This is a genomic window from Nocardia sp. 149-1B (genome assembly GCF_057747975.1).
Window position 1 is genome coordinate 4,516,412 of sequence record NZ_CM173233.1, and the last position, 13,061, is coordinate 4,529,472.

Genomic DNA, 13,061 nt, shown 5'->3' on the forward strand with positions numbered 1-13,061 from the left:
CGCCCGCCTACGATTGCGGCATGGCGACCCGGTCCACCGCGGCCTTCTTCGACCTCGACAAGACGATCATCGCCAAGTCGAGCACGTTGGCCTTCAGCAAGCCCTTCCAGGCGGGCGGGCTGATCTCGCGGCGCGCGGTGCTGCGCTCGGCGTACGCCCAGTTCGTCTACCTCGTCGGCGGCGCCGACCACGACCAGATGGAAAAGATGCGGCAGTTCATGTCGCAGCTGTGCGCCGGCTGGGATGTCGCGACCGTCCGCGAGATCGTGGCGGACACGCTCCACAACATCGTCGACCCGCTCGTGTACGACGAGGCCGTCAGCCTGATCGAGGAGCACCACCTCGCGGGTCGCGACGTGGTCGTGGTCTCGGCCTCGGGCGCCGAGGTGGTCGAGCCGATCGCCGAGATGCTCGGCGCCGACCGGGTGATCGCCACCCGGATGGAGATCGAGGACGGCCGCTACACCGGCGGCATCGAGTACTACGCCTTCGCCGAGGAGAAGGCCCGCGCGATCGAGGAGCTGGCCACAGCCATGGGCTACGACCTGGCGAACAGCTACGGCTACAGCGACTCGGTCACCGACGTCCCCATGCTCGAGGCCGTCGGGCACGCGCACGCGGTCAATCCCGACAAGGAGCTGCGCAAGGTCGCCGGTGAGCGCGGCTGGCCGGTGCTGGTGTTCACCAAGCCGGTGACGCTGCGCTCGCGGGTGCCGCTGCCGCCCGCCAAGCCGACCCTCGCCGCCCTCGCGGTCGGCGGGGTCGTCGCGGCGGGTGGGGTGTGGTGGGCCAACGCCCGCAAGCGCCGCCCCAGTGCCTGAGCACAACCCGGAACGTTCCATCTGCCGGATGTCGGCGCCGCGACCTAGCGTCGCGACATGGCCTCCCCCACCCCGCTGACGACGCCGAGAGCACAGCCCACGCTGGCCGTCCGGCTCGTCACGACGTACGCCGACACCACGCGCCGCGTCGACCTCCAGGTGAGCGGGAGCAGCGCCGTGGCCGTCGAGGCAGGGCGCATCACTCCGTTCGAGAGCGCCGAGCTGTGGCCGACCGTCCGCGAGCTGCTGCCGCCGGTCGGCCCGCTCCGGGCTGATCCGTCGGGCCGGCGGCACGCGGCCGAGCTGCGCCGGCCCGGACCGGGCTGGGCCGAGGAGTGCCGGGCGATGGTCTCGCTCGCGACCGTGGCCGGGGTCGACGCCGACCCAGCGTCGGTCGTGGTGCGCACCTGGTTCGCCACCGACGACGAGCTCTGGTCGGCCACGCCGCTGCCCGACGGCACCACCGACCTCCGGCAGGCGGCGCCCGGCGAGCTCGCGGAGCTCCTGGTCTGGGACGTCACCGGCGCCCTCGAGACGCTCGTGCACACCCTCGGCGAGCCGGCGCCATGACCGTCACCCACGGCATGGACACCGTCGCCGGCCGGCAGGCCGGCGACCGGGTCCGCGAGGGCAGCGACCAGATCATCGAGATCGCCCAGCGGCTCGACGCGATCATCATGGGGCTCGACTGGACCGGCGCCGACGCCGAGCGTGTCCGCGCCGACTGGCAGGACCGGGAGCGCCCGGCGCTCGACCGCACGGCTCAGCACCTGTCCGCGCTCGCCGTCCTGCTCGCGGCGGAGGCAGCCGCTCAGGACCACGCCTCCGACAACGCCGGCGGTGGTGGTGGTGGTGTGGCTGCCTCGGGTGCGGCCACCGCCGCGACAACCGTCGCGGCCGGGGGGCTCCTGGGGTGGCTGACCCGCCACGTCGGCGCGTTCTTCGCCGGGCTCGTGCACGCGGGCACCAACGCGTCCGACTTCGCGGGCAAGCTCGACGACGTCCTCACCGGCCAGAAGGACTGGTCCGTCGCCGCGCTGGCCGCCAGTGCGCTCTCCACCGTGGGAGCCGCAGCCGGCGCGGTCGTCAACGGCGTCACCGGCGAGGACGCGCACTGGTTCGACGAGGGCACGGGCGCCGCGGGCGACCCGGTGGCGACCCCGACGGACCCGAGCCGGGCCAGCCAGTACCACCCCGTGCTCACCCAGCCTCGCGACCTGCCCTCGCTGATGCAGGGCGTCACCGACAGCTACCAGGTCGGCAGCGAGCCGGGCAGCCACGGCGACGTCCGCATCACCCGCGTCGACAACGGGTCGGGGACCCCGGCGTACGTCGTGTCCATCCCGGGCACCGAGACCTGGACGCCGTCCGCCGGCGGCACCGAGCGCGACCTCACCGCCAACCTCCAGCTCGTCGCCGGCAACCCCACCGCCGCGGCCCAGTCCGTCGAGCTCGCGATGCAGCGCGCCGGCATCCCGCCGGGGTCACCGGTGCTGCTGGTGGGCCACAGCCAGGGCGGCATCATCGCCGCCACGCTGGCCTCCGACCCGGAGTTCGTGCAGCGCTACGACGAGACCTTCGTGCTCACCTACGGCGCCCCGATCGACCACGTCGCGATCGACCCGTCGGTCCACGTGCTGCAGGTGCAGCATGGGATGGACGTGGTGCCGCGCCTCGACCTGGGCGGGTTGAGCACCGGTCTCGACCCGTTCCCCGACCGACAGCCGACCGTGACGCTGGACAGCCCCGGCCACCTGTGGGAGCCCGCGGTCAACCACAGCTACGTCGAGTACGCCCAGTCCGTGCGTGACGAGCTCGGTGCCGACACGGACGCCGGCCGTATCCTCCGGGAGTACCAGTCCACGCTGGCTCCGTTCCTCGTCGGGCCCGGAGGCAGCGCGACCGCCGTCGACGTACCCGTCAGCCGAGGTGACCGCCAGTGACCGCGCTCTCGCGGATGTTCGGCCGCGGCCGGCCGGCTGAGGCCGACGTCACCGCGGCGGTGGCGGCCGCCGTCGCCGCGGTGCCCGGGGCGGTCGCGCACGACGTCGCCTACAACCACCTGCAGTACTCCTCCGGAGCGCTCAGCGGCGTCGTCGAGGTCACCGATCGCGTGGTGTTCGACGAGGTGCTGCGAGCGGCGCACGCTGCGCTGGCTGCGCGACTCGGCGACGACGCCGACCGGGTCGTGGTCTACCTCAGCGGGCGGATGCCGGACGGCACCACCACCGCGCCCGCCGACCTCGACCTGCCCGAGCGGCCCACCGGTCGCGATCTCGCGCGCCGCTACCGATGAGCCGGGCGACCCCCGACGACGCGCGGAAGTCAACCCTCGTAGGTCCTTGAAGGTAGGCAAGATCAGGCGTAGACACGGAGTCAGAACTCAACAGGGCAGCACGTGATCCGGGTACCCACGCGGCGATCTACCCTTCCTACAGGGCGCGAGCCGGCCGGGACCTTCCCGCGGCAGCAGTTAGATGTTGCACGCTTGGTAACCCAAGGATTCACGTGTCAGCGACGGCACCCGGACCAATCACTTCGAACCGCCGGGTGCCGTTCGCATGTCCGGAGCGAGCAGTGGCTCGCGAGGCACGAGCGAGACACGTGGCGAGCGAAGGTTGAGGGCGCCCACGGCTGAGCCTGCGAAGCCGTGACGGCGCGTCTCGAAACCCAGTCGCGCAACGATCTCACCAGCCCAGGCAGCGGCGCGGTGGTTTCGAGGCTCGCTGCGCTCGCACCTCAACCACCGGGGCGGCTCGCTGCGCTCGCACCTCAACCACCGGAGCGGCTCGCTGCGCTCGCACCTCAACCACCGGGGCGCCTACTCGGCCGCCGTCCGCAGCGGACTCGCCTCGGCGCCGGCGGCGTAGGCCTCGGCGGCGTAGAGCAACCACGCGTGCACGCCGGCGGTGCCGCCCTCGGCGTACGCGCGCAGGTTCGACTCGTACGCCGCCCGCAGCGCGAGGTGTCCGGCCTCGGGGACCATCAGCGACTTCTCGTCGACGCCGCGGGCGACCAGCACGAGCCGCTCGGCGGCGCGCGCGACGATGCCGTTGTGCGAGGGGAACGGCGCGGCGGTGGCGAGCTCGGCGTGCACGACCGCGGCGACGACGAGCGCCGGGGCGGTGGTGGGTGCGAGCAGCAGGTCGCCCACACCCCGCAGCCGGGCGGCCGCGGCCTCGTCGCGTGGCCGGCCGCGTGTCTCGGCGGGGTGGGTGGCTGAGGCGAGGGCGTGGATGCGGGCGAGGGCCTGGAGCGGCGTGCGGTTGAGCGACGGCACCAACGAGAGCAGCTCGGTGGCGACCCGCACCGCGTCGGCGGCAACCTCGTCGCCCTGGCCGGCGCGGACCGCGGCGAGCGTGGCGGTCGAGCCCTCGAGCACCGCGCTCGCGTGCGCGCCGCGCAGCAGGCTCTCGCCGGTCGTCTCGGGGGAGGTACGCCGCAGCCCGCGGTCGCGCAGCATCGCGTCGATGCCGTCCCGGGCGGCGGCGTACGCCGAGGGCACGCCTTCGAGCGACGCCAGTCGCGACAAGGGGTCTGGGCTCACGAGATCCCACAGTATCTGCGAGTACGGTGGCCTCGATGAGCGACCAGCCCGCCCCCTCTTCCGCGCTCTCCCCCGCCCTCTCGTTCGGTGGCGTCGCGGCCGCCTACGACCGCGCCCGGCCGTCCTACCCTCGCGAGGCCGCGGCCTGGCTGGTCGGCGAGCAGCCGACCACGGTCCTGGAGCTCGGTGCGGGCACCGGCAAGCTCACCTCGGTGCTGGTCGAGCTCGGCCACGACGTGCACGCGACCGACCCCGACGAGCAGATGCTGGCGGTGCTGCGCGAGCGGCTCCCCGACGTACGCACCTCGGTGGCCGGGGCCGAGGACATCCCGGCACCCGATGCGTCGTACGACGTCGTGGTGGTCGCGCAGGCGTTCCACTGGTTCGACCACGACCGGGCGCTCCCCGAGATCGCGCGCGTGCTCAAGCCCGGCGGCCGGTTGGCCGTCGTGTGGAACGCGCGCGACGAGCGGATCCCGTGGGTCAAGCGCTTCGGCCGCGTGCTGGGCAACCACGTCGAGACCCGCTCGGAGAGCGTGCTGGCCAGGTCGCGCTACTTCGCCGACCTGGAGGAGGACATGTTCCGCTTCTGGCAGGTCGTCGACCGCGAGTCGATCCAGGAGCTGGCCCTGTCGCGCTCCAACGTGGCCACCCTCGACGAGGCGGGTCGCGCCGAGAAGCTCGCCGAGGTGCTGGCGTTCTACGACGACTTCGGCCGTGGCATGGACGGGATGCAGCTGCCCTACCAGGCCTGCTGCCTGCGGGCGACGGTCGCCGTACGCCCCGAGCCCACGGGGCCGCGCGAGGGCAGCGACCCGGTGCCGGACGAGCAGCCCGCGAAGACCGGGACGTCGGCCAACGACGGCAGCGACACCGACATGCTTCTCATCGACTTCCGCTGACCATGGCCCGCCCGTGGCGCCGCCGGCATCTCGGGACCGAGGCCGACCGGGCGACGTTCCGGACCCTGCACAGCGCCTCGCTGGCCTCACCGGCCCTGCGCGAGGGCCTCACGCCGGACAGCGCGGAGCGCAGCATCCGCCACCTCCACGACCTGCTGGGCGGCCCGGCGCTCGCGCTCACCGACACCGCGACCGCACTCGCCTGGCACGGCGGCGGCCAGCACCACGAGGGCCAGTGCCAGCACCTGGCGGCGGCGACGATCGAGCGGGGCAGCACCCGGATGTTCGACCGCGGCGAGCTGCCGTGCGACGTCGCCGGCTGTGAGATCCGTACGGCGATCGTGAGCCCGCTGGTCGTCGAGGACCGCGTCGTCGGCACCCTGCAGGTGTTCGCCGGCTACCCGACCGCCGGCCTGGCGCGCGCCGCCGACGAGGTCGCCCAGTGGGTCGGCTCCCAGCTCGAGCTGGCCGAGCTGGACGCCTCGCGGACTCGGTTGATGGAGGCCGAGGTGCGCGCGCTGCGGGCCCAGATCAGCCCGCACTTCATCTACAACTCGCTCGGCGCGATCGCCAGCTTCGTGCGCACCGACCCCGACCGGGCCCGCGAGCTGCTGCTGGAGTTCGCCGACTTCACCCGCTACTCCTTCCGCCGCCACGGGGAGTACACGACGCTCGCCGAGGAGCTCCGCTCGATCGAGCGCTACCTGCTGCTCGAGCAGGCGCGGTTCGGGGACCGGCTCCGGGTGACGTTGCGCATCGCGCCCGAGGTGCTGCCGGTCGCCGTACCCTTCCTCTGCATCCAGCCCCTCGTCGAGAACGCCGTGCGGCACGGCCTCGAGTCGGCGGAGGGCGGCGGCCACATCCGGATCGTCGCCCGCGACCACGGCCAGGAGTGCGTGATCGAGGTGGAGGACGACGGCGTGGGCGAGGACCCCGACGTCGTTCGCCGTGCCCTCGCCGGCGATGCGTCCCTGGACTCGACGGGTCTGGGCAACGTCGACGGTCGGCTGCGGACGACGTTCGGCGACGACTTCGGGCTGGTCGTCGAGACCGCCCCCGGCGCCGGCACCAAGGTGGTCGTTCGGGTGCCGAAGTTCGCGCCGGGCGTGCACGCGTGAGGGCCCAGGGCTAGGCGGACAGCTCCTCGGGGTAGCCCGCGAGCATCAGCCCGGCGACCGCGCCGAGCGCCTCGGACCAGGCAGTCGTCATCTCCGGGGTCCAGCCCTCTCCGCCGAGCTCCTCCATCGCGGCGACCATGCACTCGGCGACCGCGTCGTACATCGGGGCGGTCGCGCCGTACGCCGCGTGCTTGGCGCCCAGGTCGCCGAGCGTGGCCGCGAGCCAGGCGGGGTCGTCGAGGTGGTCGAGGACAGCGACGACCGCGGTCCGCAGCATCGTGGCCTGGGGTCGGACGTCGGCGGAGAACATCGGTCGCACGGCCGGGTATCGCGCGAAGAGGATCTCGTAGAAGCGTGGGGTCAGCCGGTCGTCGCCGTCGGCGAGGACCAGGCTCTCGGTGAGCAGTTCCCTGTCCATGCCCCGAGACAACGGCACCACGGTTTCGCCCGCCCGCGCCCGTCGTACAGCCGCCGTCAACTCTTCCTCACGACCTCACAGCCAGCTCGGCCCACCGCTTGTAACGCGGGGTTAGTGGATCTAGGCACCCCCTTGCAAGGGGGTCACCAGATCCGATAACCCCGCGTTACAGCTGAGGGTGCGGTCAGGCGGTACGTCGGGCGGCGAGCTGCTCGGTGGTCCGCGAGACGACGAGGTCGACCACCCGCTCGTGCGGACCGATCACGTCGGCGACGACCGAGGCACCGGCGGCGAGCGACTCCGAGCGGCACCGGGTGGCGAAGAACCCCTCCGCGAGCAGGTACGGCGAGACCGCGTCGCCGGGCCGGACCACCTCCGCCGGCCGCGACCCGAGCCCGCCGAGCGTGGCGAGCCGCACCGGTCCGCCCCAGGCGTCCGCGAGCAGGCCGGCGGCGAGCGTGAGGTCTCGGGTGGCGAGCGGGTCGCGCGACCCGGCGGCGACCATCACCACCGGCGACCCGGGGGCCGCGCCGGTGGTGATGAGCCGAGAGACCTGGGCCGCGGCCAGCAGCGGATCGGGCCCGAGCGCCCGGCCAGCGACCGGCGCGAGGTCCTGGCGGACGTGGTAGCCGGTCGAGAGCAGCAGCGGCACCACCACCGACGGCTCACCCGACTCCAGCACGGTGGACAGCAGCGGCGAGGCGAGCTCGACGAACGCCGCCACCCCGGGCATCCCCAGTCGCGCGGCGGCAAGCACCGTCAGCGAGCGCGCGACGTCGTTGCCGGGCTCGTGCCGGGTGCCGTGCGCGACAGTCACGAGTCTCAACCGGCCACCGCCAACCGGTAGCCCCGCTTGACGACCGTCTGCACGGCGCGGGTGCCGAGGGCCGCCCGCAGCCGGGCGACGGCCATCTCGACGGCGTGCTCGGAGCCCGCCGTGCCCGACGGCAGCATGGCCAGCAGCGCCGGCCGGGCGACGACGTTGCCGGGGTTGGCGACCAGGGCGTTCAGCACCGCCGCGGGCGCCGGTGACAGCTTGACCTCCACGCCGTCGAGGAGCACCTCCTCCCCGTGCAGCAGCAGCTGGCTCCCGCCGACCAGCTCGATCACCAGCCCGGAGCGCCGCGAGGGCAGCTCGGTCTCGAGCTGCTTGACCATCGCGCCGAGCCGCGAGCGGTCGGGGTAGATCGTCGGCACGCCCCACATCTCGAAGGCCGCGGCCGTCACCGGCCCCACGCACGCCGCTACGACGTCGGCCTGGAACGCCGAGACGAGCTCGTCTCGCCGGCCCGTCGACCCGGCGGCCTCCATCAGCGCCGCCACCGCCGGTGCCGAGGTGAACGTGACCGCGTCGAGCGACCGGTCCGCGATCAGGTCGACCATCGCGAACATCGGCCCCGGGTCGTCCGCGGACGCGACCCGGTAGACCGTGACCGTCGTGACGTCGGCGCCCTGCCGCCGCAGCGCGTGCGCGACCATCGACAGCGACTGGCCGTGCTCCTGCACCACGATCCGCAGCCCCGCGAGCGATCGACCGCGCAGGTGCTCGAGCACGTCCTCGAAGCACTCCGACTCCGGCGCCCACAGCTCCCGCAGGCCACGGCGCCGCAGCGCCCCGACGCTCTTCGGACCGCGCGCGAGGATCTCCGCCGACTCCAGTGCCGTCAGCAGCCGTGGCAGCATCCCCCACCGCTCGGCGGCGTCGAACCAGGCCCGCATCCCGATGCCGGTGGTCGCCAGGAACATGTCGACCGGCGCGGCGAGCACCTCCTCGGTGGCCGCCCGCAGCAGGTCGTCGTCGACGTGGTTGGGATCCAGCGACAGCGCCGGCGCCCACTCCACCGTGGCGCCGCGCCGCTCGAGCAGGCCGACCTGCTCGTCGACCTTCCGGGCGGCGGTCACGCCGATCCGGAAGCCCGCGAGCGGGAGGCTGTCGGTCACGGTGGAGTCCTAGGTCTCGCGGGGTCCGCCGACGAGCACCATGCCGTCGGTGACCCGGACGTCGTACGTCGGGACCCGGACCGCCGCGTCGTCGAGGCACTGTCCGGTGCGCAGGTCGAAGGCCTGCTTGTGCATCGGCGATGCGACGTACGGGATCTCGCCGCGCGTGCCGACGATCCCGCGCGCCAGCACCGACGCACCAGAACAAGGGTCGTAGTTGGACATCGCAAAGACGTTTCCGTCGTGTGTCCGGAAGATTGCGACCGCGGCGCCGTCGACCAGCGCCGCGACCCCACCCTCGACCTCGATCTGGTCGACCCGGCAGACGATCGTGTACGTCGTGGCCACACCCGGCTCGGTCGACGTGCTCATCGGGGCACCCCCACGGGGATCGTCGAGCCCAGGGTCACCGGTCCGGGCGAGTCGCCGGGCACCGCCTGCTCCCGCTCCGCGCGGAAGGTGATGTGCGGGTCCGGGGTGTCCGGGGCGTTGACGAAGGACACGAACCGCGCCAGCTTGTCGGGGTCGTCGATCGTCGCCTTCCACTCGTCGAAGTAGGAGTCGACGTGCCGCGCCATCGCCGCCTCGAGCTCCGAGCCCAGGCCGAGCGCGTCGTCGACGACGATCTCGCGGACCCGGTCGAGCCCGCCGTCGAGGGAGTCGATCCAGGGCGCGGTGCGCTGGAGCCGGTCGGCGGTGCGCACGTAGTACATGAGGAAGCGGTCGAGGTAGCGGATCAGCGTCTCCCGGTCGAGGTCGCCGGCCAGGAGACGGGCGTGGGCCGGCGTGGCGCCGCCGTTGCCCCCGACGTAGAGGTTCCAGCCCTTCTCGGTGGCGATCACCCCGAAGTCCTTGCCCCGCGCTTCGGCACACTCCCGGGCGCAGCCGCTCACCCCGCCCTTGAGCTTGTGCGGCGAGCGCAGCCCGCGGTAGCGCAGCTCGAGGTCGATCGCGAGCTGGACGGAGTCCTGCACGCCGTACCGGCACCAGGTCGACCCGACACACGACTTCACGGTGCGCAGCGACTTGCCGTAGGCATGCCCGGACTCGAAGCCCGCATCCACGAGGCGCCGCCAGATCACCGGCAGCTGCTCCATCCGGGCTCCGAACAGGTCGATGCGCTGCCCGCCGGTGATCTTGGTGTAGAGCCCGAACTCCTGCGCCACCTGGCCGATCACGATCAGCTTCTCAGGGGTGATCTCGCCACCGGGGATGCGTGGCACGACCGAGTAGGTGCCGTTGCGCTGGATGTTGGCGAGGTAGGCGTCGTTGGTGTCCTGCAGGGTGCGGTTCGGCGTCTCGAGCACGTGCCCGTTGAGCTGCGAGGCGAGGATCGAGGCCACCGTCGGCTTGCAGATGTCGCAGCCGCGGCCACGGCCGTGGGCCTCGACGATCTCGTCGAAGCGCGTGTAGCCGTGGACCGCCACGACGTCGAAGAGCTCCTGCCTCGTCAGCGGGAAGTGCTCGCACAGGCTCTTGTCGACGACCTTGCCCTGCGCCGCGAAGAACTCCTCCACAACCTTCTTCACCACCGGCTTGCAGGAGCCACAGGTGCTGCCGGCCTTGGTGCACTTCGTGACGCAGGACGGGCTGTCGCAGCCACCACCCTCGCCGACCGCCTCGAGGATCTGGGCCTTCGTCACGTCGTTGCACGAGCAGACCTGCGCCTCGTCGGGCAGCCCGATCTCGACGCCGCCGCGACCGACGGGGAGGATCAGCTCCTCGGGGTTGTCGGGCAGCGCGATGCCCGAGGCGACCATCGGGCGGAGCACGCCGTACGCCGACGCGTCGCCGACCAGGATCCCGCCGAGCAGCTGGCGGCCGTCCGCGGAGATCACCAGCTTCTTGTAGACGCCCTGGACCGCGTCGGCGTACACGAGCTCGAGCGCACCCTCGGTGGTCGCGAACGCGTCGCCGAACGATGCCACGTCGACCCCGAGCAGCTTGAGCTTGGTGGACATGTCGGCGCCTGTGAAGGCGCCCGGCCCGCCGAGCAGCGCGTCGACCACGACCTCGGCCATCGCGTAGCCGGGAGCGACCAGGCCGTACATGCGGCCGCCGGGGGCGGCACACTCACCGATCGCCCAGACGTGCTCGTCGGAGGTGCGGCAGCGCTCGTCGACCAGCACCCCGCCGCGCTCGGCGACGTCGAGGCCGGCGGCCCGCGCGAGCTGGTCGCGCGGCCGGATGCCGGCCGAGAACACCACGACCTCCGCCGGGATCGGCTCCTCGTCCGCCAGCGCCAGGCCCTCGACCCGTTCCGCACCGAGCACCCGCTCGGTGCGGGCCCCGGCGTGCACATGGAGCCCGAGCTTCTCGATGTGGCGCACCAGTGTCGCCCCGCCGGCATCGTCGACCTGCACGGCCATCAACCGCGGCGCCATCTCGACCACGTGGGTCTCCAGACCCAGCTGGGCCAGGGCGTTGGCGGCCTCGAGCCCGAGCAGCCCGCCGCCGATCACCGCACCGACCGTGGCGGTCGCGGCCGCGTCGCGGATCGCCTCGAGGTCGTCGATCGCGCGGTAGACGAAGCACCCGTCGAGGTCGTGCCCCGGCACCGGCGGCACGAACGGCGCCGCGCCGGTGGCCAGCACGAGCTCGTCGTACGCCAGCACCTGGCCATCAGAGAGCAGCACGGTGCGCGTCTCGGGGTCGAACCCGTCGACGGACGTGGCCAGCAGCAGCCGGACCCGCGGGTCGTCGTACTCGCCGCCGGGGAGCAACGACAGCTCGTCGGCGCCGACCTCGAAGAACGACGTGAGTGCGACGCGGTCGTAGGCCGGGCGACTCTCCTCGCCCACGACGACGATGTCGTGGGTCTCGGTGAGACCCCGCTCGATCGCGGCCTGCACGAAGCGGTGGCCGACCATGCCGTGGCCGGCGACCACGAGCGTCTTGCGGTGGTTCGGGCTCATCGGGAGGTTCCTTCCAGGGTGGTGCCCAGGGACGGGCCTGGGGTGGGGCGCTGAGCGAGGAGCTGACGGACCGCGGAGGCGCAACCTCCGCAGCCGGTGGTGGCGCGGGTGGTGTCGCGGGCGTTCGCCAGCGAGGTGCACGCGCGGATGGCGCCGGCGCTTACGCCGGCGCAGGCGCAGACCTCGGCGTCGTCGGGCAGGACCACGGGACCCGCGGGACGCTCGCCCATGAGCAGGTCGCCGGGCTCGCTGGGCCCGAGCACCGTGCCTCGGTCGTAGTGCTGGGTGATCAGTCCGATGCGGGACAGGTCGCCGACCAGCGTCGCGGCGACGATCACGCCGTCGCGCACGACCAGCCGGCGGTGGGTGCCGGTGATCGGGTTGGACACCTCGACGACCTGGCCCTCGGCCCGCTCGGGGTCGCCGAGCACGGCGACGTCGAGGCCGGTGGCCCGCAGCCGGGCGACGTTGCGGCTGCCGGCGTACGCGACGTCCTCGCCGGCCAGGTGCCGGGCCAGCAACGCGGCCTGCTCCCAGGCAGGCGGGACGAACCCGGTGACCTGCATGCCGTGCTGGGCGCAGTCGCCGATCGCGTGGATGTGGGGGTCGCTGGTGCTGAGGTGGTGGTCGACCACGACACCGCGGCGTACGTCGAGCCCGACACGACGCGCCAGCGCGGTCGACGGCCGGCCGCCCGCGGTGAGCACCACCAGGTCGGTCTCGAGGGTGTAGCCGTTGTCGAGCACGAGCCCGGCGTCGGTGACCCGCACCGCGCGGGCCCCGGTGTAGACGCGGGTGCCGAGCTTGCCGAGGTCGCGGGCCAGGATCGCGCCGGCCTTGGCGTCGACCTGGCTGCGCAGGAGGTGGTCGCCGCCCTCCACGACCTCGGTCGCCAGGCCGCGCACCCCGAGCGCGCGCGCGACCTGGAGCCCGAGCAGCCCGCCACCGACGATCACGGCGTTGCGCGCACCCGGCACGGCGTCCTCCAGCCGCCGGCAGTCGTCGAGGCTGCGGAACGCGTGCACCCGGCCGTCCAGCCGTCCGTCGACCCGCACCAGCCCGCGGATCGGCGGCAGCGTGGGGATGCTGCCGGTGGCCAGCACGAGGCGGTCGTAGGCCACCCGGCTCCGGTCGGCGAGCTCGACCTCCCGCTCCTCGCGGTGGATCTCGACCGCGCGGGCGCCCAACCGGAGCTCAACACCGTCCGGCACCGACATCGCGATCGCGGACGGGTCGTGGGTGCCCTCCAGCACGGCCGACAGCAGGATCCGGTTGTACGGCGAGTGCTGCTCGTCGCCGAGCATCGTCACGTCATGGGAGCCGACCAGCCCCTCGGCCAGCCGGGTGGCCGCCATCCCCGCACCGACGATGACGATCTGCTCGCGCATCACGCCTCCCA

General features: G+C 73.2%; 13 protein-coding genes. 6 read left to right on the plus strand and 7 right to left on the minus strand.

The window, feature by feature from the left end; translation table 11 throughout:
* Positions 1 to 20 precede the first annotated feature (20 nt).
* From AC3ANS_RS21630 to AC3ANS_RS21645, 4 genes are read left to right on the plus strand one after another with little or no spacing between them, the layout of a single operon-like run.
* Complete coding sequence (locus tag AC3ANS_RS21630) at positions 21 to 821, plus strand: HAD family hydrolase (protein WP_488293637.1); 801 nt, start codon at positions 21 to 23, stop codon at positions 819 to 821.
* A 57-nt stretch (positions 822 to 878) separates the two neighbouring features.
* A complete protein-coding gene (locus AC3ANS_RS21635) occupies positions 879 to 1,391 on the plus strand; it encodes a hypothetical protein (RefSeq protein ID WP_488293638.1) in 513 nt (170 codons plus the stop codon).
* Positions 1,388 to 2,764: a hypothetical protein gene (locus AC3ANS_RS21640; protein WP_488293639.1), complete on the plus strand. Its 1,377-nt coding sequence runs from the start codon at positions 1,388 to 1,390 to the stop codon at positions 2,762 to 2,764. Before AC3ANS_RS21635 ends, AC3ANS_RS21640 begins: the two co-directional genes overlap by 4 nt.
* Positions 2,761 to 3,117: a hypothetical protein gene (locus AC3ANS_RS21645; RefSeq protein WP_488293640.1), complete on the plus strand. Its 357-nt coding sequence runs from the start codon at positions 2,761 to 2,763 to the stop codon at positions 3,115 to 3,117. The genes AC3ANS_RS21640 and AC3ANS_RS21645 overlap by 4 nt, the downstream gene beginning before the upstream one ends.
* Before the next feature lie 525 nt (positions 3,118 to 3,642).
* On the opposite strand, the gene AC3ANS_RS21650 is transcribed toward AC3ANS_RS21645, so the two are convergent.
* Entirely contained in the window at positions 3,643 to 4,368 is a 726-nt protein-coding gene (locus AC3ANS_RS21650) for an oxidoreductase (protein ID WP_488293641.1), read from the minus strand.
* Between the two features lie 35 nt (positions 4,369 to 4,403).
* On the opposite strand from AC3ANS_RS21650, the gene AC3ANS_RS21655 reads away from it, so the two are divergent.
* Both AC3ANS_RS21655 and AC3ANS_RS21660 read left to right on the plus strand, forming a co-directional pair.
* The gene (locus AC3ANS_RS21655) at positions 4,404 to 5,270 is read left to right on the plus strand and encodes a class I SAM-dependent methyltransferase (RefSeq protein ID WP_488293642.1); all 867 of its coding nucleotides are present in this window, start codon (positions 4,404 to 4,406) and stop codon (positions 5,268 to 5,270) included.
* A 2-nt stretch (positions 5,271 to 5,272) separates the two neighbouring features.
* Positions 5,273 to 6,388 carry a sensor histidine kinase gene (locus AC3ANS_RS21660; protein WP_488293643.1) on the plus strand — a complete coding sequence of 372 codons (1,116 nt, stop codon included), beginning with the start codon at positions 5,273 to 5,275 and terminating at the stop codon, positions 6,386 to 6,388.
* 10 nt (positions 6,389 to 6,398) lie between these two features.
* Here AC3ANS_RS21660 and AC3ANS_RS21665 read toward each other — a convergent pair whose 3' ends face one another.
* From AC3ANS_RS21665 to AC3ANS_RS21690, 6 genes are all read right to left on the minus strand, one after another.
* A complete protein-coding gene (locus AC3ANS_RS21665; protein WP_488293644.1) occupies positions 6,399 to 6,806 on the minus strand; it encodes a globin domain-containing protein in 408 nt (135 codons plus the stop codon).
* 184 nt (positions 6,807 to 6,990) lie between these two features.
* Positions 6,991 to 7,623 carry a sirohydrochlorin chelatase gene (locus AC3ANS_RS21670; RefSeq protein ID WP_488293645.1) on the minus strand — a complete coding sequence of 211 codons (633 nt, stop codon included), beginning with the start codon at positions 7,621 to 7,623 and terminating at the stop codon, positions 6,991 to 6,993.
* Between the two features lie 5 nt (positions 7,624 to 7,628).
* Positions 7,629 to 8,747 (minus strand): uroporphyrinogen-III synthase, encoded by a 1,119-nt coding sequence (locus tag AC3ANS_RS21675; RefSeq protein ID WP_488293646.1) that lies wholly within the window; start codon positions 8,745 to 8,747, stop codon positions 7,629 to 7,631.
* 9 nt (positions 8,748 to 8,756) lie between these two features.
* Positions 8,757 to 9,119, minus strand: a complete 363-nt coding sequence (nirD, locus tag AC3ANS_RS21680; protein ID WP_488293647.1) for a nitrite reductase small subunit NirD — start codon at positions 9,117 to 9,119, stop codon at positions 8,757 to 8,759.
* Positions 9,116 to 11,662 carry a nitrite reductase large subunit NirB gene (gene nirB, locus AC3ANS_RS21685; protein WP_488293648.1) on the minus strand — a complete coding sequence of 849 codons (2,547 nt, stop codon included), beginning with the start codon at positions 11,660 to 11,662 and terminating at the stop codon, positions 9,116 to 9,118. The genes nirD and nirB overlap by 4 nt, the downstream gene beginning before the upstream one ends.
* Positions 11,659 to 13,050 carry an FAD-dependent oxidoreductase gene (locus AC3ANS_RS21690; protein ID WP_488293649.1) on the minus strand — a complete coding sequence of 464 codons (1,392 nt, stop codon included), beginning with the start codon at positions 13,048 to 13,050 and terminating at the stop codon, positions 11,659 to 11,661. The genes nirB and AC3ANS_RS21690 overlap by 4 nt, the downstream gene beginning before the upstream one ends.
* Between the last annotated feature and the right edge of the window lie 11 nt (positions 13,051 to 13,061).